Origin of the sequence: Clostridium neonatale, from assembly GCF_001458595.1 — a bacterium.
Taxonomy (GTDB): Bacteria; Bacillota; Clostridia; order Clostridiales; family Clostridiaceae; genus Clostridium; species Clostridium neonatale.
In genome coordinates, this window is record NZ_LN890326.1 from 115,684 (window position 1) to 142,331 (window position 26,648).

The 26,648-nt window shown below is 27.5% G+C and carries 18 protein-coding genes; 2 read left to right on the forward strand and 16 right to left on the reverse strand.

Annotated elements, in window-relative coordinates; all coding sequences use genetic code 11:
- Window positions 1–15: 15 nt before the first annotated feature.
- The 7 genes from BN2920_RS02500 to BN2920_RS02530 all read right to left on the reverse strand — a co-directional run bounded on the left by BN2920_RS02500 (window position 16) and on the right by BN2920_RS02530 (window position 9,824).
- Window positions 16–2,139 (reverse strand): methyl-accepting chemotaxis protein, encoded by a 2,124-nt coding sequence (locus BN2920_RS02500; RefSeq protein ID WP_058293461.1) that lies wholly within the window; start codon window positions 2,137–2,139, stop codon window positions 16–18.
- A 174-nt stretch (window positions 2,140–2,313) separates the two neighbouring features.
- Complete coding sequence (locus BN2920_RS02505) at window positions 2,314–3,678, reverse strand: transglutaminase-like domain-containing protein (RefSeq protein WP_058293462.1); 1,365 nt, start codon at window positions 3,676–3,678, stop codon at window positions 2,314–2,316.
- Between the two features lie 158 nt (window positions 3,679–3,836).
- Entirely contained in the window at window positions 3,837–5,102 is a 1,266-nt protein-coding gene (locus tag BN2920_RS02510; RefSeq protein WP_058293463.1) for an O-acetylhomoserine aminocarboxypropyltransferase/cysteine synthase family protein, read from the reverse strand.
- A gap of 76 nt (window positions 5,103–5,178) precedes the next feature.
- Window positions 5,179–7,812, reverse strand: a complete 2,634-nt coding sequence (locus BN2920_RS02515) for a coiled-coil domain-containing protein (RefSeq protein WP_058293464.1) — start codon at window positions 7,810–7,812, stop codon at window positions 5,179–5,181.
- A 71-nt stretch (window positions 7,813–7,883) separates the two neighbouring features.
- Window positions 7,884–8,456: a 5-formyltetrahydrofolate cyclo-ligase gene (locus tag BN2920_RS02520; RefSeq protein ID WP_058293465.1), complete on the reverse strand. Its 573-nt coding sequence runs from the start codon at window positions 8,454–8,456 to the stop codon at window positions 7,884–7,886.
- 72 nt (window positions 8,457–8,528) lie between these two features.
- Window positions 8,529–8,948: a hypothetical protein gene (locus BN2920_RS02525; protein WP_058293466.1), complete on the reverse strand. Its 420-nt coding sequence runs from the start codon at window positions 8,946–8,948 to the stop codon at window positions 8,529–8,531.
- A 114-nt stretch (window positions 8,949–9,062) separates the two neighbouring features.
- On the reverse strand, window positions 9,063–9,824 hold the full coding sequence (locus BN2920_RS02530) for a formate/nitrite transporter family protein (RefSeq protein ID WP_058293467.1): 762 nt from the start codon (window positions 9,822–9,824) through the stop codon (window positions 9,063–9,065).
- A 333-nt stretch (window positions 9,825–10,157) separates the two neighbouring features.
- Here BN2920_RS02530 and BN2920_RS02535 point away from each other — a divergent pair, with 333 nt between their 5' ends.
- Window positions 10,158–10,772 carry a HutD family protein gene (locus BN2920_RS02535; protein ID WP_058293468.1) on the forward strand — a complete coding sequence of 205 codons (615 nt, stop codon included), beginning with the start codon at window positions 10,158–10,160 and terminating at the stop codon, window positions 10,770–10,772.
- A gap of 74 nt (window positions 10,773–10,846) precedes the next feature.
- Here the strand turns inward: BN2920_RS02535 and BN2920_RS02540 are convergent, their stop codons facing one another.
- Window positions 10,847–12,562 (reverse strand): glycoside hydrolase family 13 protein, encoded by a 1,716-nt coding sequence (locus BN2920_RS02540; RefSeq protein WP_058293469.1) that lies wholly within the window; start codon window positions 12,560–12,562, stop codon window positions 10,847–10,849.
- 218 nt (window positions 12,563–12,780) lie between these two features.
- Between BN2920_RS02540 and BN2920_RS02545 the strand changes: the two genes are divergently transcribed.
- Window positions 12,781–13,452 carry a helix-turn-helix domain-containing protein gene (locus BN2920_RS02545; RefSeq protein WP_058293470.1) on the forward strand — a complete coding sequence of 224 codons (672 nt, stop codon included), beginning with the start codon at window positions 12,781–12,783 and terminating at the stop codon, window positions 13,450–13,452.
- 65 nt (window positions 13,453–13,517) lie between these two features.
- On the opposite strand, the gene BN2920_RS02550 is transcribed toward BN2920_RS02545, so the two are convergent.
- The 8 genes from BN2920_RS02550 to glmS form a co-directional block, all read right to left on the reverse strand.
- Complete coding sequence (locus BN2920_RS02550; protein ID WP_058293471.1) at window positions 13,518–14,603, reverse strand: alpha-1,6-glucosidase domain-containing protein; 1,086 nt, start codon at window positions 14,601–14,603, stop codon at window positions 13,518–13,520.
- A gap of 104 nt (window positions 14,604–14,707) precedes the next feature.
- Window positions 14,708–16,606 carry an endonuclease MutS2 gene (locus tag BN2920_RS02555; protein ID WP_058293472.1) on the reverse strand — a complete coding sequence of 633 codons (1,899 nt, stop codon included), beginning with the start codon at window positions 16,604–16,606 and terminating at the stop codon, window positions 14,708–14,710.
- Between the two features lie 445 nt (window positions 16,607–17,051).
- Window positions 17,052–19,310, reverse strand: a complete 2,259-nt coding sequence (locus tag BN2920_RS02560; protein WP_058293473.1) for a glycogen/starch/alpha-glucan phosphorylase — start codon at window positions 19,308–19,310, stop codon at window positions 17,052–17,054.
- Between the two features lie 235 nt (window positions 19,311–19,545).
- Window positions 19,546–20,151 (reverse strand): RDD family protein, encoded by a 606-nt coding sequence (locus tag BN2920_RS02565; protein WP_083498692.1) that lies wholly within the window; start codon window positions 20,149–20,151, stop codon window positions 19,546–19,548.
- Window positions 20,135–21,139 (reverse strand): signal peptide peptidase SppA, encoded by a 1,005-nt coding sequence (gene sppA / locus BN2920_RS02570; protein WP_058293474.1) that lies wholly within the window; start codon window positions 21,137–21,139, stop codon window positions 20,135–20,137. The genes BN2920_RS02565 and sppA overlap by 17 nt, the downstream gene beginning before the upstream one ends.
- 276 nt (window positions 21,140–21,415) lie before the next feature.
- Window positions 21,416–23,845 carry a heavy metal translocating P-type ATPase gene (locus BN2920_RS02575; RefSeq protein ID WP_058293475.1) on the reverse strand — a complete coding sequence of 810 codons (2,430 nt, stop codon included), beginning with the start codon at window positions 23,843–23,845 and terminating at the stop codon, window positions 21,416–21,418.
- Window positions 23,846–23,870: 25 nt separating this feature from the next.
- A complete protein-coding gene (locus BN2920_RS02580) occupies window positions 23,871–24,233 on the reverse strand; it encodes an ArsR/SmtB family transcription factor (protein WP_172437848.1) in 363 nt (120 codons plus the stop codon).
- Window positions 24,234–24,565: 332 nt separating this feature from the next.
- The gene (gene glmS / locus BN2920_RS02585; protein WP_058293476.1) at window positions 24,566–26,392 is read right to left on the reverse strand and encodes a glutamine--fructose-6-phosphate transaminase (isomerizing); all 1,827 of its coding nucleotides are present in this window, start codon (window positions 26,390–26,392) and stop codon (window positions 24,566–24,568) included.
- Between the last annotated feature and the right edge of the window lie 256 nt (window positions 26,393–26,648).

Here is a 26,648-nt window from a genome sequence, read left to right on the forward strand (position 1 = left end):
GCCAATTTTTATTACTTAACTTATTAGCTTATCTTCTTCTAAATTACATTCATCAATTGTTTCCTCTTTATCCAATTCATCATCTATAATGTTCCCCATATTATTTTCTTCATTGTCTAAAATTTCTTCATTGACTTTAAACTGCTTGACTTCTTCTGTTAATGAATCAGATTCATTTAATAGTAAATCTGCTTTTTGACTTACTTTATCACCAAGTTTAGATAAATCAATAGCAGAAATTGTTATTTGATCTATTGATTTAGATGTGTCTTCAACCATATCTGATAATTCATCAACTGTTTTAACTATATCTTCTTTGCTATTTGTTATATTGGCAAACTCAGTATCTATGTTAGATATTTTAGGTGCTATTTCTTTAACTAATATATTAATTTCTGAAAATGAACTCAAAACATCGTATATTATTTTTCTTTGCAACTCTAATTCTTTTTCCATTTCCTTAGAATCACTAACTATTTCTTTTGTCATAATCATTAATCCATTTATTATCTTATATATATTGTGAGATGAGTCTTTACTTTGCTCAGCAAGCTTTCTTATCTCATTTGCTACTACATTAAATCCTCTTCCTGCCTCTCCTGCCCTAGCTGCTTCAATGGCTGCATTTAATGCTAAAAGATCTGTTTGTTCCGCAATTCCATTTATAATATCTGTGATTCTATTTACCGTCATCATTTGCTCTTCTATTTGATTTACACTATTAGAAAAGACTTCAAAAGTAGAATTCACATTTTCAATTCCATCATTTAAATCTTCAATATTTTTATTTCCACTACTTGCTTTATCATTTACTATAAGAACTCTTCTATTTATTGAATTAATATTCGATTTTATAATATCAAACTTTTCACTAAACATACCTAGTGTATTCATTATGCCTTTAAATTCATTATCCTGTTTAGCTGTGCTACCCGCAACACGTCCTATTGATAATGATATTTCATTAGTAAACATTGATAATTCTGAAGAAATTTCCGATAAATCTGATGATTCATTTTTAACTTTATGTGCGTTATCTCTAACAGATTTTATCATATTTCCTACAGACTCTTTAGCATTATTTACGCTTCTACAAATCTCACTTATTTCATCTTTTCCTTTAAGAAATTTTTCATTTAACCTGCTCTCAAAATCTCCATTTGCTATAGTATCAACATAATTTTTAGCTATTATTAGCTTTTTAGTAACCCTAAATAAAAAAATTATTATAATACTTGATATAATAACCATCATTATTATTGTTGCTATAACATCTACTAATTTTAATCCACTTAATGCTTTAAACAAATCTTGTTCTTCAACTGTAATTCCTAATGAGAGCCCTGTATTCCCTATAGGTGTATATGACATATATCTAAACTTACCACCATAATTATATTTTCCTATACCACAATCAGTAGCTATAATCATACTCTTTCCTATGTTATTTAGTTTGTCTAAAACTTCATTTTCAGATTTCATATCTGTAATATTCTTATTTTCTTTAATCATTTCACTATCGCTTGAAACTATAATATTTCCATAACTATCTACAATAATTATACTGCCTGTCTCTAAAAATTTTATTTCATCAACTAATGATATAAAATCACTACAATCCTTAGTTGATGTTATCATTCCTATAACTTCATTTTCTGAATCTACTATGGGTGCTGAATATGTTACAACTTTTTTATTCGTTTCAGGATCTAAATATGGATTCGTTATAGAACTTATTCCTGTCATAGAATTAATATAACTTTGAGATGTTTTAGTATTCTTTATTTTACCTGATGTAGTTATAAAGTTTCCTTCTTTGTCCCCTACACTCATCTCAATAAGGCCTTTCTTTTCTGCTGTTTTCTTTAGAAAGTTCACCTTTTCTTCAATACTAATTTCTTTATTTGTCATAATAGGAGTACAAGCCAATGCTTCTATATTATCAATCTCTCCATTTATTCTATCATTGGCCTTACTTGCAGCTACTTTTGTCATCTCCTTCATTATTTCTAAATTACTACTACTTAAAGAATTACTAGCAAATTTATATCCTAATGTTGATATTGTTGTGAATGCTAGCAATAAAATTGGAATTAAGAATATGAGGATCTTTGTTCTTATACTATTAAATTTAATCATTTTTCCTCCTATAAACTTATGAATTATATTATTTCCAATATATATAATATTCCATTCTCATAAAGTTCCAATTAAGTTTATATTAAAGTTCTGTTAAATAGAATAATAACTATGTTCATTAATATTAGCTAAAAAATAAGCTGAATAACACTTGTTATTCAGCTTATTTTTATATTATAATTCTTTAAATTCTATAGTTTCTCTTGTTACTTCTAATGCTTCTTTGCCTAATCCCATATGCTCGTATTCAGCTTCTCCTCTTTGATTATCATATGGATCTATCCTTAAAAACTTCTTACTTGGATATAATTCATACTGAAATTCTGAATTTGCAACCATTCTAAACGGATCTATATTTCCAAAATAGAACTTCCATCTTTCTTTATCTCCTTTTCTATATGCAGAACCTCCAAAAGAAGGATCTGCAAACAACCATCCATATGGTGCTATATAAAATTGTGCCCAATCATGACAACCTACTGATAAAGGTGATGCAAATAATCCTGACTGCCATTTTGCAGGTATTCCAGCACATCTACATAATGTTATGAAGAGTATAGCTTGAACTCCACAATCTCCTTTTAAATTAAGTCCAGCATATTCTGCTATATTTTCTATTGTAAAATATTCTCTTACAAATGAATATTTTACTTTTGTTGTTACAAATTCATAAATCTTTTTTGCTTTTATTAGCGGATTTTTTTCATCTTTAACGATTTCTTTACATAACTCTCTTATATATGGGGTAAACATTATATGTGGTGGCAGTTCATTTATTTCAAAATCAGGCTGTATATCACTTACTTCTTCAGGTTTAAGCTCCACATAATTTACGGTGCTTTTATATGAATACTCCACTGAAAATTCTCTATTATTATCTGTTATATTTTCCTCAAAATAAACAGTTCTTTGTTTATAATCTTCATCATTTATATTTTTAGCTTCTGGGACAGTATTTATTATCTTAATATCACTTAATTGTTTTGATTTAGCAGGAATAGGAATATGAACTTTTATTTGTTTGCCTTCCTTTATAGAATCATCTTTTATTTTCATTTTACTCCTTAAATGAACAAAATATGATTTAGTGCCTTTTTCTTTTATTTCTCTTATTATATTATTTAAAAATTCATACTCTTTTTCATTATTATTTATTTTATCTTTATCCATAGCTCTCTTCGCGAACTCTTCTCTTGTCTTTATAATAGTTCCACAAAAGCTATCTTGAAAATAAACTTCACCATTAATAAAAATCCAATCTGCAGTACCATCCTCTTTTAACATTATTAATTCCTCTTCTGTAAAGTCTTCTATATTTTCTTTTCCAACTTTAAGAGCTTCTTCAAATGTATATGGATACTCCCCCTTAATTATTTTTATAATCTCTTTCTCTAGGCATAATTTTTTCTTTAATACTTCTGGAATATCTCTTTTCATAAGACTGTTAATTAACTTTTCTTCTTCATCAAAATTGCCATTACATTTTAATTTCATTACATCTTCTGGTAAATTAATTTTTAAATATTCTACGTTTTCCATACCAATTCTCCTAACTCTATGCTTTAAATAAAATTTGAGCCACACATTGTGTGTTTCTTCTATTTTCTAAATATATACACTGTAAAATAAAAAATTATAGTTTAAAAAAACAAAAAACTAACAATGACAATCATTAGCCATCATTAGCCTTTTATATTTTAAACTTCTTCTAGTGCCTGTTTAACATCTTCAATTATATCTTCAATATTTTCTAATCCCACAGATATTCTTACAAGTCCAGGAGTTATTCCCGCTGCAACAAGCTGCTCATCATTAAGTTGTCTATGTGTTGAACTTGCTGGATGTAATACACATGTACGTATATCAGCTACATGAACTACATTTTCAGCTAATTTTAAACTATCCATAAACTTTATGGCATTTTCACGTGGTCCTTCTATAGAAAATGATATTACTCCACTGCATCCCTTAGGTAAATACTTTTTAGCTAAATCAGCATATTTATTCCCATCAATTGTTGGATAATTAACAAATTCTACTTTATCATTAGAATTTAAGAATTGTGCTACCTTTTCTGCATTGCTACAATGCTTTTCTATTCTTACTGGAAGAGTTTCAAGTCCTAAATTTAGCAGAAAGGCTGCTTGGGCAGAAGGATAACATCCTAAATCTCTCATTAATTGAACTCTTGCTTTAGTTATATAAGCTGCTTTTCCAAAATCTCTAGTATACATAACACCATGATAAGATTCATCTGGTTCAACCAGTTCTTTAAATTTACCATTATCCCAATTGAAATTTCCACTATCAACAATTACTCCACCTATTTGAACCGCATGTCCATCCATATATTTTGTTGTTGAATGAATTACTATATCAGCTCCAAATTCTATTGGTCTACAAAGAATAGGCGTTGCAAATGTATTATCTACAATAAGCGGCACATGATTCTTATGTGCTATTTTTGCAAATTTTTCAATATCAAATATTGCTATTGCTGGATTTGCTATTGTCTCACCAAACACCACTTTAGTATTAGGTTTAAATGCTTTTTGTATTTCTTCTTCTGATGCATCTGCATCTACAAATGTACATTCAATCCCAAACTTTTTAAGAGTAACTGCAAAAAGATTTATTGTTCCCCCATAAATTGTTGCTGCACTTACTATATGATCACCTGCATTAAGTATATTCAATATACTTATTAATGCAGCAGCTTGTCCAGATGTAGTACAAAGGGCTCCAATTCCACCTTCTAATGATGCTATTTTCTCTTCTACAGCTGCAACTGTTGGATTAGATATACGTGAGTACATATGCCCATCAGCTGTTAAATCAAATAATTGACCAATTTCATCTGTACTATTATATCTATATGTTGTACTCTGGTATATAGGTAATGCAACTGGTTCTCCATTTTTAGGATGATACCCTTCATGCAAACATTTAGTTTCTATATTCATAATATATAGCCCCCTTGTTATAAATAAATCATATTAATTATACATTAAATATTCATCTAAGTTAATATCAATTTATTTATACCCAATATGATGCTTCCATGTCTGGATATATATTTTTAATTACTTGGATTTGTTTCCTACATTCTTCAAGCTTCTCTTTTGTATCTTTTAATTCTTTTTCTTTAATTTTTAATGATTCTTTTAATTCCAAAGTTAAATCATTTATACCGTCTATAGTATTTTGAAGATGAATAATTTCTTGGTATTCATTTTTAAAATGCATACTTCTCTTTGCTTCTTCAATAAGCAATTTTTCTACATTATTTATATTAGCATCATTAACATACTTAGCATTCTGCGCTTTCCATATTCCAGTTGACATAGCGCTTTTAATTGCTCCAAGCTTTTCTTTCATTTCATCTATTGTTTGATCATGTTCTTCTTTTTGAGCTATTAAATTTGTATAATTCAAATATGATGGCAAATACTTAATTTTGTCTGATGATAATACATTCTTTTTAAATTTATCTAAATCTTTTACATATTTATTACTCATTACAATATAATCTTTAGAATTTTTTTCAGTATCTAGCTCTAATTTTTTCTTCTCATTAACTAATTTTATTAAAGACATTTGGCTTTTTTTCTCATATATAATTAAATCATTATACTGCTGTTGCTTTAATATCCAAAAATCAGATATTTCATTATAGGATTCTAAATCTGTGAATTCCTCTATAATCTTATCTGCACATGTAACCATAAATACGAAAAGTGGCAATAAAGCTTCCTGCTTTGCCTCAAATTTATTAAGCGATAATCCTCCTTCTGAAATAAATAAATCAACAATTACTCTTTTTTCTAAAAACTCTTTAAGTAAACTTCCATTAGTAATTATAGCCTCTAAACCTAAATCATTATTAGAATAATATAGTTTAAATAGTAATCCACAAGCTAAAGCATATGCAAATTTGCTATCCATACTACAAAGAACATTAATAAATCTAAATATATCAGAACTAATACTATTCCTAATATTAATCTCATCAACAACTAATACGTTTAATCCCTGATAAATATATTTTTTTTCTTCTTCATTAAATTTTTTAATGTTATTAAATATATCGTCTATTAAATTAGATTGCATTACTATTTGATTATTATAGTAATTTGATTTAATATTATTTGTTATTCTTTGTAAATAATAAATACTTATAGCTTTTAGATAATCCGAATATCCCTTAACCCATTCTCTGCTTTTTAAAAATTCATGTGCTTTCTGTACTATATTATCTAAATTTTCTGTGAAACCTTTTCTATTACACACACATTTTACTTCAACCTTAGCTATATTAATCAATCTATAATAGATATGCAATTTTATTTCTGCATCAGAAACATCTGAAATTTCTTCTATCTTTTTATTTATATATTCATCAATTCCTTCTTTATCAGGTATTCCAAATATATTCTTTGCTGTATTCATTAGAATTGATTGTACACTGAATTTATTACTTAGTACATACAATCGCTTAAGAGAATTTCCCCTTAAATTTAAGAACCCTTTATAAAACTCATAATATTTAATCTGTTTGGTTATTTGATCATTTAAAATCTTCTTTAAAACTCTGACATTCTTATTAGCTTCATCTATATTGTTGAAATATATAATCATTTCCTCTTCAAAAAGCTTATCTTCTTTATTTATATTTATTCTTGTCCTACTTTCTTTCCCTATCAAGTCATTCTTATATTCATCCTTATAAGAAAAGGTGATTGTTGCCAAAATGTCTTTATATTCCTTACATAAGATACTAAGATTCTTATATCCTTTTCTTAACTTATCTAATGATTCATTTATTAATAACTCATATTTTATTATTTCATCTTTATTACCCTCGAAATTGCTTGCTAGCATCTTGAAATCTTGATTATTTATTTCAACTTTTACTAACTTATCTTCCTTCTCGCTTATTAACGTCTGAATCTTATCCCATTCACTTCTCAATGTGTTAAGTTCTTTCATTTCACTTTCATAACTTGATTCTATATCCAAGATACTATCTTCATAAATTTTAATTTCTTCAGATAAATACTCCTTTTTTTCTTCTAAAAGAGCTTTTTCCTCTTTTATAGCAATCACAACTCTATTCAATCCACTAACATTTTGAGAATTATTAGCTAAATCTATAACCCTTTCTCTAAGAGCATTTATTTGATTTTCTTTACTCACTATATCATCTATAGTTTTTTCCAATTCTTCTTTACTTACGTCCAAATTATTCGGTAAAATGATTACAGCATCATCTTCATTAAAATCAGATACTTTTTCAATGTCCTTTATATACCATATAAATATTCTATTTGCCATTTTTAAAAGATCTGTAGAATTAAATATTTTTGCATTCTCAATATCATAATTTTCTTTATTTATCCCATTGAATCGTATTGTATTAATACATTTACATATTTGTTCAGGAAAACATATATTAAAATTATACTTTATACTTGTAATTAAATTTCTCATATTTTCCTTTGAATATATACCATACTTTTTGGCAACTTTTCTAACAATGTCTTCTACTATTTTTCTTAATAATATTTTAGTTATCATTGGATACTTATCAGAAGCGCATTGAGCCTTTATTATATCTGTATAGTATTCGCTTAAACTAGTATTTTTTAAATAAAAAAAATTTCCTTTCTTCATAAATTTCCACCTTAATTCGTTGTACTACATGCATATAGAAAATTTAGTTTATATTAAAGCTTGTAATAAACTTATAATATAATTTTAGAAGTTGTTATTATAGAGTCAACTGGTACATCATTCTTATCCATTGGAACATGATCAATTATTTGAAAATCATAAGCCAATGCAACTTTATTTATTCGCTTATAATATTTCTCGCTAATCTTACTAAAATATCTATCATAATACCCTGCACCATATCCCATTCTGCCTTTATTGTTATCAAAAGCAACTCCAGGAACAACTATTAAATCCAATTCATTTGGATCAATAGATAATTCTTCATTTGATGGTTCTAAAATTCCATAAGCATTCCTTATTAATTTATCGAACGAAATAATGTTTACTGCATCCATATTCCTAGTCTTTATTTCTGTTCTTGGTACATATACATTTTTATTATCTTTAATTGCTTTTAATATTATATTTTTAGTATTTATTTCTGAACCATATGATATATAAATAAATATATTTTTAGCACATATATATTCTTTACTATTCAGAAATTTTTTTTCAATTATATTATCCATCTTTTTCTTTTCATGTGTATCTAGATTATTTCTTGCTTCTAATATATTTTTTCTTATACTTTTTTTGTCCATAATAACTCCCCTCTATTTATTCGAACCACATAATTGCTATATACACATAATTATAGATTTATACATATATTCTTATAGGTGTATATTTTTTATTATTACTGGTGTCTTCTTAAATGCTATATCTTTTCTTATTTCTTTTGTTTCTTTATCTATAGTTATTTTATATATATTAGGGCAGCCTTCTTCTCTCCATTTTCTCATATATTTTGGTGTTGCCTCTATTTCATTATAATATCTTTCATCAAATTCATCTGAAAACTCTAAATAGCTTACTAAACTATATCGATCTATATTTATTTTTTCTTTATCATAATTTTTATATATAGGGAAAAAGAATCTTAGAGGAACTTCATAATCATATCTTGATCCCTCTTTTAACTTCTTTGATTCCATAATTGCTCTTTTGAATAAATTATTTATATCACACTCTTTAATTTTTAATTTAAATAATATTTTTCCGCTTTTATTTTTTTCTAATTTAATTTTTATCATTTGCCTCTCTCCAATTTATTTTTTAGACAACTAATATACTATCATGATTATATCTAGATTGTCTAAAATAAAAGTGGATGGTTAGATACTTAACCATCCACTTTATAAAATTATTTATTCTTCTGTAGATATATACACTATTGGTAATGCTAGAAGTATACCACCACCGATTATGTTTCCAATAACTACAAAGAAAAGGTTCTTTAACAATAACATCATTGGAAGTCCGCCTAATGCAAAGTATCCTACTGCAAATACTCCTACATTTGCAATACTATGTTCAAATCCAGCTATTATAAATGTAAATACTGCAAAGAACATCATTGCAAGTTTTCCAAATTCTGTTTTCATTTTTATTCCACTTAAATATGCTAAACAAACACTAAAGTTACATAGAGCCCCTCTTAAAATCATTTGAGGAATTGATAATTCTAATTTTGAAGCTACAAGTGGCTCAACATAATTTTGAATTGCACTTAAAGATGCACCACTTTTTATAAATAAATATCCAAATATTATTAATCCTATTGCATTTCCTAAAAAGCTATAAGCCCATATTTTTAAAGATTTAGCTAATGTAACTCTTTTTTCATACATTCCAACACACATAACAAAGTTATTTCCAGTAAATAATTCACCACTTAAGAACACAATCATAGCTATAGCAAAACAGAATGTTGAAGCAACTATTATCTTAGCAACTTCATGTGATACAGGATACATTATTCCTCCAGTTGTATAAGATAGTATTATAGCTACCATTATATAAAATCCTGTTAATACAGATCTCCCAATATATTTTCCTGGCTGCTCATCAGCATATCTCACTTTTTTTTCTGCTAATTTGTTGATTGTTTCTACATCACTTCTGTACATATTGCCCTCCTAAAATTTCATTTTTTCTTATGTATCTTAATTTAATGAGATGTCTCCATTAAAATTATAATTAATATTAGAATTCTCTAATATATTGCTTTGTATGCATCACTTAAAAAGTCCAACTACTTTATTCTACATCAAATTTTAATTTTGTCAAAATATATTTAATTTAATTAATTTTGTAATCGTTATTTTTTACTTTTAAAGTAATTAAATTAAAATTTGTATTTTTATTACTAAAAAAATAATAAAAGCTATTTTAAGTTCACAATTTACATGTGATTTGTAGTAAAATATTCTAAAAGCATTATATAAGTGGAGGCGAAAACTTTGAATTATGATATCAAGATAATAACCAAACAAGAAAATACTCCAACTTTTTGGTATGGTGGAATGTCAGCTGAATTAACAACATATCCTCCTTCTTCTAGCTTCGCTAAAAGAGATTTTTTATGGAGATTAGGATTTGCTAAGATTGATATCCCAGAGTCAAACTTTAGTGCATTACCTGGAGTTTCTAGACATCTCATGGTTACGAACGGTAAAATGACTATTGAACATGTAGGACAATATACTAAAATACTATCAGAACTTGAAGTTGACAATTTTATTGGAGACTTTGAGACAAAAACACATGGAATATGTTCTGTTTTTAATCTAATGACAAGAGAAAATTATAAAGGTAGTTTATTTCCATTAATAATAAATCATAAATCTAGTCATGAATTATCACATTCTATTTCATATAATGAAGAAATTGTTTCTGTATGCTTGTACCCTCTCGCCGGATCATTTAAAATAATAATTAATAATCATAGCTTTGCGATACATACAGGTGATTTATTAAGAATTGACTGTATGGAATCAGATTCATCTGTTAAATTCAATTTAGTAAATGAATCTTATGAGCATTGCAAAATAATAGTAAGCATAATATACAAATAATTATATAAAAATTTTATTATAATAAATGACTGCATTAAAGTTCTTCATTAATGCAGTCATTCTAATTACATGTTTTAAAATTTCAATATCATAGTTTCCATACTATTTAATTCTATAAAAGATTTAACTTCTACTAATTTTTCATTAATTAAATCCTTAGCAATAAACTCTTCATTTAAATCTATTATTTTTTTGCAATCATTATTATTTATAATAATAATAACATTTTCATCTTTAAAGCATCTTTTAAATGACACAATATTATCTTTACAATAGATTTCTTTATAATCACCATAAATCAATGATTTGTTTTCTTTTCTTATCTTTATTAGCTTTTTATAAAAATCTAATAATTCTAAATTTTGTTTTTCTTTGTTCCATATCATGCATCTTCTATTATAAGGATCATCTCCCCCGTTCATTCCAATTTCATCACCATAATATATATACGGAATTCCTATATAAGTAAATTGGAACGCTATTGCAAGCTTAAGTGAATTTATATTTTCATTACTTTCTGTTAAAAATCTTTTTGTATCATGACTATCTATTAAATTCCACATTTGCCTTGTAATTGAATCCATATAAAGCATTCTTGTTATTCCCAATATATTTGAGAATTCTTCACTACTTATGACCCTTTTAGCAAAAAAATCTGTTAATGCATTCTTAAATGGATAATTCATTATCCCATCTAACTGATCACCTTTAAGAAATGAGTTGGCTTCATGCATTATTTCCCCAATTACAACTGCATCTTTCTTTGTATTCTTTATCCTCTTTTTAAATTCTCTCCAAAAATCATGTCCTATTTCATCACATACATCTAATCTCCATCCATCGATACCTATTTCTTTTACCCAATATTCCCCTACTCCTAATAGATAATCTCTTACTTCACGATTATTAGTATTAAACTTTGGCATATTCCTATGATTTTTTCCAAAGGTATAGTAATTTCCTTTATTAAAATTAACAGGATAATTGTCAACAAAATACCAATCAGTATATTTAGACTTTTCTTGATTAGTAAGTAAATCTTGAAAAGCAAAAAAATCATCACCTGAATGATTAAATACAGCATCCAGTATTATTTTTATATTTTTTGAATGACACTTATGCACTAATTCTTTTGCCACTTCAACAGTGCCAAACTCTGGATCTATATTAAAATAATCACATGTATTATATTTATGAGCAGTATTTGATTTAAATATTGGTGTAACATAAATCACATCTACACCTAAGTCTTCTAAATATTCTAACTTATCTATTATTCCCTTAAGATCACCACCATATCTAGAATGATATGATAGATTTTTTTCTTCCCCCCAAGGCATTACATATTCTGGATTGATACTTGAATCCCCATTGCAAAATCTCTCAGGAAATATCTGATAAACAATGCTCTCCTGCATCCATTCTACTTCTTCATATACATCTTCATGAGCTATATAAGGAAAAATGAAAGGATAGCTATTTCCTTCTGAAACGCCTCTTTCTGTTAGATAGTATTCTTTTTTATCTGTATCTATTAATTTAAAGTAATACTCATATCTATTTCTATCTGTATTAATATCGCATTGAAAAAAATCAAATAATTCCGATGTAGCTACAACATCCATACTTTTATTTTCATATGGTGAGCTTTCAAAATATTTATCTTTATAAAAGACGGTACATTCTTCTATATCTTTTGCTGCTGTTCTAACCCTTAAAGTCAATTTATTACAATCTTTAGCATAGCAATAAGGTGCCTCTGTTACATGATATATTCCATATTTATTCATTTAAAAATCGCCTCCAGAAATTCTCTTTACTTTGGTGGCTAGTACCTATAACATCCCCGGGTAAGAAAAGTTACTATACCTTAATTCTTACATTTCAAATTATATTGTTATTATAGCAAATACTATTGATTAAAATTGTATATATTTAATATAATATGTATATACATAATCTTAGTTTATACATTAATTTATATTTTAATATTTCAGGAGGCAGTACTATGAGTGAATCTTTTAAATCTGATAATAATATTTTTAATAACAGAATAACATTTCTTATAGGTTTAAGAGCTAAACCTGAAATACTTGAAATAATAAGAAATAAACATATAGGTGAAAAAATTGATGAGATTTCAATTCAAGATAAAAAAAATGATTTAATCATTTGGAATGCAATCTATACAACTGAAGTTGTTAAAAATGGTGTTTTAAAGAAATATCTTCATCCAATATATAATAAGTTTTATGATTTAATTCCTACAAAAAAGACATTGGAAGATTTACAACAACTAGAGATTCAGATGATAGACACATATATAAACCTTTTAATAAATGATATAGAAGTAACAGATAACTTTGTAATCAATAGGATTTTAAAACATCTTCATTTAAATATCGAAAGTCATGTTTCTCTAGAAAAACTGTCACAAGACCTAAATCTTTCACAAGGATATATATCTGACTGCTTTAAAAAGCATATGGGCATAACCATCATGAATTATGCTAAAAAAATAAGAATAGAAAGAGCTAAAGTTTTACTTCTTACTACTAATGAAAGCATATTAGAAATAGCCTTAACTCTTGGATTTCATGATCAAAGTCATTTTTACAAAGTTTTTAAATCTTTTACTGGAATGTCCCCATCTAAATATAGAAACACTAACTTTGGATAATTATTTCTATAAAACAAAGCTTTGAAGAGTAAACTCTTCAAAGCTTTTCTTAGAAAATAATATTTTTAATTATTAGACTCATTATAACTTTCTGTATCTACAAGTACATATGAACTCTTAGCTGGTAATATAACTTTTGAACCTTCAACTTTTCCTAATGTTTCTACCCCTGCCTTGTTACCATCTACTACTACTGTCCAATCTTCAGATGATAATTGGACTTCAACCGCTTTATCAGTTGAATTAAACATTACAGCTATTTTATTCCAAGAGTCGCCTATATTTTTCCCATTTAAAACATATGCTACAACATTATCTCCTTTAAAATCTTTGCCATTCTCTAAGAAAGTAAGATTATCCTGAATTTGTTTTGTAGTATCCATTCTAAATGCCTTATGAGAACTTCTAAGTTTTATTAATCCTACATAATATTCATATAGATCTTTATATTCACGAATTCTATTCCAATCAAGTTCATTAACTGAATCTGGAGACTTATAACTATTCCCTTCCAAGTTACCATTCTCATCACGTTTAGTTCTAGCAAATTCTTCTCCTGCTTGCATGAATGGAATTCCTTGAGATGTCCATACTATTGTTGCTGCTAATCTATTCATAGCTAAGCGGTCTGATTCACTTGCATCCGGCGCACTTAACTGTAATCTATCCCATAACATATGATTATCATGAGATGTTACATAATTAATTGTTTGATATGGTTCATTAGCCCATGCCTCTTTTGAATAGTTTACTTTAGAATAATCTATTCCATCATGCTGAGTTGATGCAACTATACCAAATTTAATTGTATCCTCTAAATCTTCCTTACCATTAATATAACCAGGCGCATTCTCTGTAAATACATGTCCTTTAAGTCCATCTCTTAAATCATCACTAAACATTGCTACTTGTGATTTTCCAAATTTAGGACCATTAGCCTTTAATGCACTATTTTCTGGAACCAATTGTGTTGTTCCTCCACTCCATCCTTCACCATACATTATTATTGATGGATCAATTTTATCTAGTTCACTTCTTATCTTTTTTACTGTATAAATATCATACACACCCATTAAGTCAAATCTAAATCCATCAACATGGTATTCATTAACCCAATATTTTAGTGAATCTATAATAAATCTTCTAGCCATATATCTTTCTGTTGCAACTTCATTACCAGTTCCCGAACCATTTGAAAAATTTCCATCTTTATCAAATCATTAATATTAAGATCTTATAAATAAAGTTATAAAAACTAGCTTTTATTTTTCATAGCTTCTTTTCTTATCTTCTTAAGAGCTTTTTTAGATCCTCGTTCTATATCTCTTTCCAGTTTCCTTTCCTTAAAACTCATAAATAATTGATTTAAATCATATCCTTCCGGATATAATTCTTCAGCTTTTATTTCCAATTTAATCCTCTTGTAATTAACTTCTATAAACTCTTTATTCAATAAAACGACAATGTTATTAAATTGATCTATCCCTTTATAAACTATTGCACTTATATTTTTGTCTAGTAATAAAACTTTATCTCCAACACTGTATTCATATTGTTTTTCATCCTCAGCCTCATCTATCTTTTTCTTATTAATTTTAGTGCTATCTATAGATGAGTAATTATAATTTTTCTTTTCTATATATTCCTTACTTCTTTGAATTATATTTTCGTTAATTCCCATTTTTCTTGATATATATAAAGCATTACTATTTCCACTTTTTCCAATAGAAAGCTTATAAAGGGGTTCTAATGTATCCTTCTTAAATTCCATTGCAGCATTCTCAAAATCAGGATGATTCTGCGAGAAATTTTTTATCTCTCCATAGTGAGTGGTTGCAACTGTTATACATCCCTTGTGATAAAATTCTTCTAAAATAGCAATAGCAAGTGCTGCCCCTTCATTTGGCTCTGTTCCGCTGCCTATTTCATCAAATAATAATAGTGTACTTTTGTTGCTTTCTTTTAATATTTCAGAAATATTCTTTATATGGGATGAAAATGTGCTTAAAGAATTTTCAATACTTTGATTATCTCCTATATCAACGAATATCTTATCAAATATAGATAATTCACTATTATGGGAAGCTCCTATATGAAATCCACTTTGGACTGCAAGAGTTAAAAGTCCTATTGTCTTTAATACAACAGTTTTTCCACCAGCATTTGGACCAGTTATAACTAAAGTTCTAAAATCTTCTCCAATTTTAAAATCCAATGGAACAGGATTTTTTATTAATGGATATTTAGCATCCTTTATATTTATATAACCATAATTATTTATTGCTGGTGCTATACCATTTATTTCTTTGCTATATTTAGCCTTTGCCAGAATCATATCATACTCAGCTATTACTTCTATATTGACTTTAAGCTCCTTGCTTCTTTCATATATCATTTCACTGATAGTTGATAATATTTTATATTCTTCTATACTTTCGTCTGCTTTTAAACTATTTAATTCTGTAGTATATTTTCCTATTACAGACGGTTCAATAAAAATTGTATTTCCCTTAGAAGATGTTTCAACTATAGTTCCTTGTACATGATTTTTATATGAAGATTTTATGGGAACAGTATATCTTCCATTCCTTTGACTTATAAAATTCTCTTGAAGATATTCTTTATTGTTTGGATTTTTAATAAACTTTTCTAATTTATCTTTAATCCTTTCTTCACAAATACTAATTTGTTTTCTTATCCTCTTCAATTCTTTGCTTGCATTTGAATCAACCATACTTCCACTTATACATAAATTTATTTCTTCTTCAATATAATTTAATTCTGTTATATTCTCACCATACAAGCTTAAAGTCTTTGCATATCCTTCCTTGTCTTTAATAAATAATTTTATTTTTCTACATCCTCTTAAAAAATCATTTATAGTTGTTAATTCCGAAGGTTCAAGAACACCGCCTTTTTCTAATTTATCTAATAGTGTGCTTATATCAAAAATTCCTTCAAGAGGTATATTATAGCCTGCATCTATAAGTCTTCTGCCTTCTGATGTTTCATCTAACATCCCTTGTATCTGTTTTATATTATTACTTGGAGTAAGTTTATCTATTAACTTCTTTCCAAGTCCACTTTTGCAATAAGATTTAACTATTTCTTTTAATTCATTATAATGTAATTTTTCTAAACTTTTATTATTCATTTTTTCTCCGACTTTCTCTATAGTATTCAAGTCTACGAAAATCCATATAGATTTCATATTTTTAAAAGCTTATCCACAAAATTATATTTAAGTTTCATACTTTTCCACAAATTGTGTTATAAGCACAAAAAAACTGTGGATACTTCCACAGTTTAAAAACTTCATAATTATTAAAGGATAGTAATATCCTTAGAAGTAAATTTCGTAAACTCGTAGTATCATAAATTATAGTTAATTAATTCAACAACAAATAAAGGTAGAAAAATACCTATTTTGAATTAATTATTAAGTTACTATAAATTGATACTAGACACTCACAAAACAACATCCTTTTCTTTGAAATCTATATAATTAGATAATATTATACTCCGATGCTACTGTCAATAATAAAATAAAATGAACTAAATAGAATTTAACCTATTTAGTTCATCTTCATTATTTCATCTTATAGATGCCAAATATCTTCATTATATTGTGCAATTGTTCTATCTGAAGAGAAGAATCCAGCCTTACTAATATTTATTAATACTTTCTTATTCCAAGTTTCTCTATCTTCATAATCTTTAAACGCAATATCTTTAACTCTAATATAGTCTTCAACATCAAGTAATGTCATAAACCAGTCTTTATTTATTAATTCTTGATGAAGTCTTGTTAAGTTTTCTTTATCTCCAACTTTAATCATTTCATCGCTTACTATAAAATCTACTAATTTCTTAATTTCAGATTTTTCATAGAATTTTTTAGAAACATAATCAGCTTTCTTATAGTGTTCTATTACTGATTCTGGAGATTCACCAAAGATATATATATTTTCATCTCCAACTAATTGATGTATTTCAACATTTGCTCCATCTTCTGTTCCAAGTGTTAATGCACCATTTAACATAAACTTCATATTACCAGTACCTGATGCTTCTTTAGATGCAAGTGAAATTTGTTCTGATATATCACAAGCTGGTATTAATTTAGATGCCTTAGTTACATTATAGTTTTCAACCATAACTACATTTAAGTACTTATTAACTTCAGAATCATTATTAATTATCTCTTGTAAGCAAAGTATTGTATGAATAATATCTTGTGCAATTATATAAGCCGGTGCAGCCTTTGCTCCAAATATCATTGTGATTGGAGTAGTTGGTACCTTACCACTCTTTATCTCTAAATATTTATTTATGATGTATAAGACATTCATTTGTTGTCTCTTGTACTCATGAAGTCTCTTAATTTGGATATCAAATATAGAGTTTTCATTTATTTCTAAACCTTGAGTTTTATTTAAATAATTCTTTAGTTCAATTTTATTATGTTTTTTAATTTCACCAAGTTTATTTAATACATCTTTATTATCCACAAACTTAGCTAATTCTTCTAATTTATCTGCATCTTTTTTGTATCCATCACCAATAAGTTCAGTAATATAGTCAGCTAATTCATTATTACAATGTAATAACCATCTTCTGAATGTTATACCATTAGTCTTATTATTGAATTTTTCTGGATATATATCATAGAATGGTTTTAATTCTTCTTCTTTTAATATATCTGTATGAAGAGCAGCAACACCATTTACGCTGTATCCATAGTGAATATCCATATGAGCCATATGAACTCTTCTTTCATTATCTATAATATATACTTTTTCATCATTATATTTAGCTTTAACTTTATTATCTAATTCTCTTATTATTGGCATTAATTGTGGAACTGCTTTTTCTAAATAATCTATTGGCCATTTTTCTAAAGCTTCTGCTAATATTGTATGGTTAGTATAAGCACAAGTTTTAGTAACTATTTCAATAGCTTCATCCATTCCAATTCCTTTTTCACCTAATAATCTTATTAATTCAGGAATAACCATTGATGGATGTGTATCATTGATTTGTACTGCTACGTGTTCATGTAATTTATGAAGATCATATCCATTTTCTTCTGCCTCAAATAAAATTAATTGAGCAGCATTACTTACCATGAAGTATTGTTGATAAACTCTTAGTATTCTTCCAGCATCATCACTATCATCTGGATATAAGAATAACGTTAAGTTCTTTTCAATATCAGTCTTATCAAAATCAATTCCTTCTGTAACCAAAGATTCATCTACTGTATCAATATCAAATAATCTTAATTTGTTACAAGGCTTGTCATATCCTGTTACATCAATATCATAAAGAGTTGATTTAACTTTGAATCCACCAAATGGAACTTCAAATTTAATATCTGTTTTATTTAACCAGCTTTCATCTGTAAGCCATGGATTTTTAACTGCTTTTTGTTTATTATCTACAAATTTTTGTTCAAATAGTCCAAAATGATAATTAAGGCCTACCCCATCTCCATTTAAACCTAATGTTGCAATGGAATCTAAGAAACATGCTGCAAGTCTTCCTAATCCACCATTTCCTAGAGAAGGTTCTAATTCCATTTCTTCAACTTCAGTTAAGTCCTTACCATTTTCATCTAATACTTTTTTCACTTCATCATAAAGACCTAAGTTAATTAGATTATTAGATAATAATTTACCTATTAGGAATTCTGCTGAAATGTAATATAATTTCTTTTTTCCTTTATTTGTTCCCTTTGCTTTTTCAGTTGATTTTGTTAATTGTAATAATGCTGAATAAATTTCTTCGTTAGTAGCTTCTTTAATAGTTTTTGAAAATTTCTTTTCTAAGATTTCATTCAAATTCTTTTCTACCATATTCATATCTCCTATTCATATAATTTTATATTTAGGTTATTATATTCTTTAATGAAAACGCTTGCGTTGATTTATATTTATTTTATCAAGTTTTTCAAACCTACTTTTGTACATTTCTCTTTTTTTTTGTACATTTATTATATAACTTTTTTATTTTTTATTTTCTTGTATAATCAATAAAAATTTATGAAACAAAAAAACATCCAAATCATATATGATTTGAATGTTTTTGAATTTATTCTTCATTTTCTTTTTGTTTTTCTTCACTAGGCTTCCATTCATCATTGTTATCTGAATTCAGTAGTTCTTCTGATGCTAGTTCTGGTTTTATTTCTGTTTGTTGAACTTCTAAATTTCCACATACATTATTTATATTTAATTCATTATCAAAATTATATATAACAAAAGTATCACATAGTATATCATGCAACCCACGCTTTTTTGAATCAACAGCAATCATTATATACCCTATAAAGATTATTAACCCACTTAAATATCTACCAATACTTTCACGATAAATCACATCGACTAAAGATAGTTTTTCTCTATTTTGTTTTATAACCTTAATTTTTAAAGCCTTTTTTCCTAAAGTGGCTCCATAAAAATAAGTCATTAAAACAAAATATACTAATGATAGCAAATACAATATTATATCAACTGCTGAAAATTTAAATAATATTGGTTTACCAATAAATATATCTGGATTTATTATAGATATAAAAAAGTAGGGTATCTTTATTACTAATAAAGCTAGACCAACAAGTATGCAGTCAATGATATATGCTGCTAATCTTACAAAAAAGCCAGCATATAATGTATTCTCATTATTCTGGTTTAGCATAGTACATCAATCCTCCATTACCCTGTTTTTCCAAATATTCAGATATTACTTGTGCATCTGACTTAGATTTTAAATCTCCAACTTTTGAGAAAAGTGATGCAAAAATATTTTCTTGTTGTTCTGGAGTATATATTGTTATATCTTCACCTATAGCATCCATCATAGCCTTTTTCATATTTTCATAAGTATCGATATTATCAATTAAACCTAGATTTAAAGCTTGCTTTGCAGTGTAAATTCTTCCATCAGCAATAGGCTTAACTGTATTTATATCCATGTTTCTTCCTTCTGCCACAATACTAGTAAATTGTTCATAAGACTCATCAACCATACCTTGAAGTATTTTGCGTTGTTCATCTGTCATCTCCAACCCACTTGATCCAATAGCCTTATTAGGACCACTTGTTATATCTATTTCTTGAATTCCAAGCTTATCATATAATCCCTTAACATTAGTCAATGACATTATGACACCAATAGATCCTGTCCACGTATTCCTATTGGCATATATTTTATCAGATGCCATAGATATATAATATCCACCTGAGCAAGCTCGTGATCCCATGTAAGTCCATATAGGTCGTCCTGTTTCTTCTTTATATTCTTTTAATTTAAGATAAAGTTCATCACTTTCGTAAACTCCACCACCCGGGCTATTTACATATAAAATAATTCCTTTATTATTTGGCGCATCAATCATAGAATCAATATAATTTAATGTACGTTCATGATTATATGAAGCAGGAGTTGAAAATAATCCTTGTGATTCTGATGTATTCATTATAGTTCCTTCTACATCTACTACCCCAACAAAATCTTCTGATGGCAAAGACACATCATTAGTAGTAAGCATAGATTCTATTGATTCCTTAGCTTCATTTTTACTAGCAATGCTATTAGCTAATGTATTTGTAAATACACTTATTGCTCCAACAAAGGCAAACACTGCACCTGCCACAACTAGTCCTATTATTTGTTTTTTATTCATTAATAAATTTCCCTCCATTAAATCCATCTACTATTCCTATACTAATAAGTATACTAAATATAATATTATAATTATATATTATTAATCTTAAATACTTCTTAAAATCTAATTTTATTATCATTATTTAATGAAATTTAAAAAGCTTATAACTGTAACTGAACTATAATCCATATATAATTTTATAGTATACTCATTATTATAAATGCGTACATTCTAATCTTTAACTTACTAAAAAGTGTAGCCATAATATTATGGCTACACTTAAAATTAATAAATTTACATATTTTCTACTTTCATAGCTCTCATAGCATTTAAAACTGCAAGAAGCGCTACTCCAACATCTCCAAATACAGCTTCCCACATAGTCCCCATTCCAATTGCTACAAGTCCTAATATTATAATCTTTACACCTAAAGCAAAAACTATATTTTGCATTACTATACTTCTTGTTTTCTTTGCTATTTTTATAGCAGAGGCAATTTTTGAAGGCTCATCTGTCATTATAACTACATCAGCAGCTTCAATTGCAGCATCTGAACCAACACCGCCCATTGCTATTCCTATATCTGCTCTAGCTAAAACTGGAGCATCATTAATTCCATCTCCTACAAATACAATCTTGCCTTTAGGTGATTTTTCTTTAAATAATAATTCTAATTTTTCAACTTTTTGATCTGGTAATAATTCAGCATAAACTTCATCTAATCTTAATTCCTTAGCAATTTTACTTCCAACTTTTTCATTATCACCTGTAAGCATTACTGTTTTCTTAACACCTATAGCTTTTAAATCCTTTATTGCCTTTGCTGAATCTTCTTTTAATTCATCTGAAATAACTATATAACCTGCATATTTTTTATCTATTGCAACATGAACTAAAGTACCTATTGTTTCCACTTGTTTATAAGGTATATTTTCTCTATTCATTAATTTATAGTTACCAGCAAGCACCTCTTTACCATCAATAATAACCTTAACACCATGACCTGATATTTCTTCATAATTCTCAATTTTATATTTATCTATTTCTTTACCATAAGCCTTTAATATTGAAGCTCCTATTGGATGATTAGAGTAATTTTCTGCATAAGCTGCATAAGCTATAAGTTCATCTTTTGAAATATTATTTTCTGAATTTATTTCTGTTACTTTAAATATACCTTTTGTAAGTGTTCCAGTTTTATCGAACACAACCATCTCAACATCATTTAATGCTTCAAGATAATTGCCACCTTTAACAAGTATTCCATTCTTTGATGCTCCTCCTATTCCTCCAAAGAATCCAAGAGGTATAGATACAACTAAAGCACATGGACATGATACAACTAAAAATGATAATGCCCTGTAAACCCAATCTGAAAATGTTGCACCTTCTATGAAAAGTGGTGGAATTATAGCTAATGCTAATGCTGCAAAAACAACAGTTGGTGTATAATATCTAGCAAATTTTGTTATAAAATTCTCTGTTGGAGCTTTTTTGCTGCTTGCATTTTGGACTAAGTCTAATATTTTTGCAACAGTAGAATCTCCAAATTCTTTTTCAACTTCTATAGTTAAAAGTCCATTTTTATTAATAACTCCACTTAAAATACTATCTCCTCTTCCTACTTCTCTAGGAACACTTTCACCAGTTAATGCAGCAGTATCTACCATGGAACTTCCCTCAATCACCTTACCATCTAATGGTACCTTTTCACCTGGCTTTACTACTATAATATCTCCAATGCTGACTTCTTCTGGATCTACTTTTTTAATGTCACCATTTATCTTTAAGTTAGCAAAGTCTGGTCTGATATCCATAAGAGCTGAAATAGATTTTCTAGAACGATTAACAGCCATATCTTGAAACATCTCTCCTACTTGATAGAAAAGCATAACTGCTACACCTTCTGGATATTCACCTATAGCAAAAGCACCAATAGTTGCTATACCCATTAAGAAGTTTTCATCAAACACTTGACCTCTGCGTATATTTCGTAAAGCACCTAAAACTACCTCTCCACCTACAAGGACATAACTTATTAAATACAATACTAATTCTATTGAATTAGAAAATTTCATTACAGTTGCTATTCCAAAAATCAAAGCACCTATAATTAATCTAATAATCTCTTCTTTATTATTTTCCTCTTCAACTTCTTCATTTTTACTTTTTGATTGACTATCTTTACTATCAATAACAACTACATTGACATCTGGTTCAATCCTTTTAACTATATCCTTAACCTCATCAATAATATCACTTTGTTTTGAAGAATCTTCTATCTCCATGATTAGTTTTGTTGATATAAAGTCTACTATGGCAGATTTTACTCCATCTATATTATTTGACTCTCTTTCAATTTTTGCTGCACAGTTACCGCAGCATAATCCTTCAAGTAAAATCTCTTTTTTTAATATCTTATCATTAATCTTTTCCCTAACCTTTACCTTACTCTCAATATTGGTAACAACATTAATCACAGATTTTATCAAGTCTTCTACTTTATTAACTTCTTTTATTTCTAATGTTAAAGTTTTTGTCATAAAATTTACATTAGCATAATGAATTCCATCTAATCCATTTACCTTTTCTTCTATTTTAGATGCACAGTGTGCACATCCAAGGCCTTCTAAAATAAATTCTTTTTTTACTGGTGTCTGGTCATTTTTATTTCTCAATTTAGCATTAATAGGACTATTTACTGTTTTTATATTACTTGCCATAATTCTTTCACCCCCAAATTTAATACTAATTTCTTTCTGATATATGAATCAGACCTTGATCAAAAATACTTTTAACATGTTCATCATCTAGTGAGTAGTAAACTACTTTACCTTCTTTTTTATATTTTACTAATCTCGCTTGTTTTAAAACTCTTAATTGATGTGAAATAGCTGATTGAGTCATTCCCAAAAGAGCTGCTATATCACAAACACACATTTCTGCTTCAAATAGTGCACATAATATTTTTATTCTTGTTGAATCTCCAAGAACTTTAAATAAATCAGCTAAATCATAAAGAGTTTCTTCCTCTGGTATAGATTTCTTAACTTTACTTACTATATCTTCATGGATTATAGTACAATTACAAACTTCTATATTATCATTCATATCTATCACTCTTTTCATTTGAATATATGAATATCTATTCATATATTTATTATATGCATTATAATTATATTTTGTCAATAATAACCGAATTTTATTTTCAAGTTTTCAAATAAAAATTATACTTATAATACTTGTTATGTTTTATAACATATATAACAATGATGAGTCTTATATTTTATTAGCTATAATTAATACACAGCTTTAAATTCATTTTTGATTCACTTCCTTTAACTATATAAAAAATAAGACATAGAGTATCAGATATATTCTGTACTACTCTATGTCTTATATATTTATACATACTTATTTTTAAACAAATTTATTATTTATCTTTATTCTACTGTAACGCTTTTGGCTAGATTACGAGGTTTATCAATATCGCAGCCTTTAAATTTAGCGATATAGTAAGATAATAATTGAAGAACTGCAACTCCAAGCACTGGTGCAAATATATCTATAGTTCTTGGAATATAAATAACTTCATCTAGAACTTCTTCCACACCTTTAGTTCCTTCATAGCAAACTCCTACTACTTTAGCTCCTCTAGCTTTAATTTCAACAATATTGCTTATCATTTTTTCTTTTAAAGCTTCTTGAGTTAATAATGTTACTACCTTAGTGCCTTCTTCTATTAAAGCTATTGGGCCATGCTTTAATTCTCCACCCGCGTATGCTTCAGAATGAATATATGATATTTCTTTTAGCTTAAGTGATCCTTCAAGTGCTAATGCATAATCAAGACCTCTTCCTAAATAAAACATATCTTTTTCTTCATATAAATTCTTAGCTATATCTTTTATCTTATCTTTATCTTCTAATACTAATTCTACCTTTTCAGGTAAGTTTAGTAATTCTTCTTTTAACTTATTTATTCTTTCACTCTTAACTCTACCTAATATTTTAGCAAATGTCATTGCCATCATATACATACCAATTATTTGAGTAGTGTATGCCTTTGTTGAAGCAACAGATATTTCTGGTCCAGCTAATGTGTATAATACATGATCAGCTTCTCTTGATACTGAACTTCCAACAACATTAGTAAGTGCAATTATTGTAGCGCCAATATTTTTGCAGTTTCTCATAGCAGCTAATGTATCTGCTGTTTCTCCAGACTGGCTTATTACAATTACTAAAGATTTTTCTGTAACTAATGGATTTCTATATCTAAATTCTGAGGCAATATCAACTTCTACAGGTATTCTTGCAAGTGATTCAATTAAATTTTTTCCTACAAGTCCAGCATGATATGCAGTACCACAAGCCACTATAAATACTCTATCAGTATTTAATAAATCTTCCTTAGTTATTTTTAATTCATCAAGTAAGATTTCATTCCCCATAGATACTCTTCCTGCTAAAGTATCTCTTATAGCTCTTGGCTGTTCATGAATTTCTTTTAACATGAAGTCTTCAAATCCACCTTTTTCAGCTGCATCTTCACTCCATGTAACATGATATATATCTTTTTTAATTTCATTTCCTTCTGTATCTACAAGCTTAACACCATTCTTATCTATTACAGCTATTTCGAAATCCTCTAAAAGATAAACATCTCTAGTATAGCTTAATACAGCAGGTATATCTGATGCTATAAAGGATTCTCCTTTACCTAACCCAACTATTAATGGACATTCTTTTCTTACTGCTATTAATTTATCAGGTTCATCTTTGCAGATTATTCCTAAAGCATAGCTTCCTTCAAGTCTTTTAAGTGCTTTAGTTACAGCTTCAAATAAATCTCCTTCATAATAATAATCAATTAAGTTAGGGATTACTTCTGTATCAGTTTCTGATTTAAAAGTATATCCTTCTCCTTTTAGCCAAGTTCTTAATGCTAAATAGTTTTCAATGATACCATTTTGAACTACAGCTATTGTTTCTTTGCTATTTAAATGAGGATGAGAGTTTGCATCTGATGGTGCACCATGAGTTGCCCATCTTGTATGACCTATACCTATACATCCCTCAACTGGATTTTCCTTTATATTATCTGCTAAATTAGATAATCTTCCTTTAAATTTTCTTACCTCTAAATGATCTTTATTAAATACAGCAACACCTGCAGAGTCATATCCTCTGTATTCTAATTTTGATAATCCATTTATTAAAAATGATGTTGCCTTTCCACTTCCTAAATATCCAACTATTCCGCACATATTAAATTCTTCCTTCCTTATTTCACAAATTAAGAATGCATTTTAAACATACGAATTACTTGTTCATTAGCTTACTAAGGAACAAGTGTTAAAAATTCAAGTGTTTAAAAAGTTCCTTTTTCCTAACAAACATATCTAGCTAGGCTTCTTTATTCATAATTTTATCTAAGTCTTAAAACTTTATACTAGTAATACCAAAATATTAAAATATCATTGCAAATTACTTTACAATTAATAATCATATTAAATAAAAAAA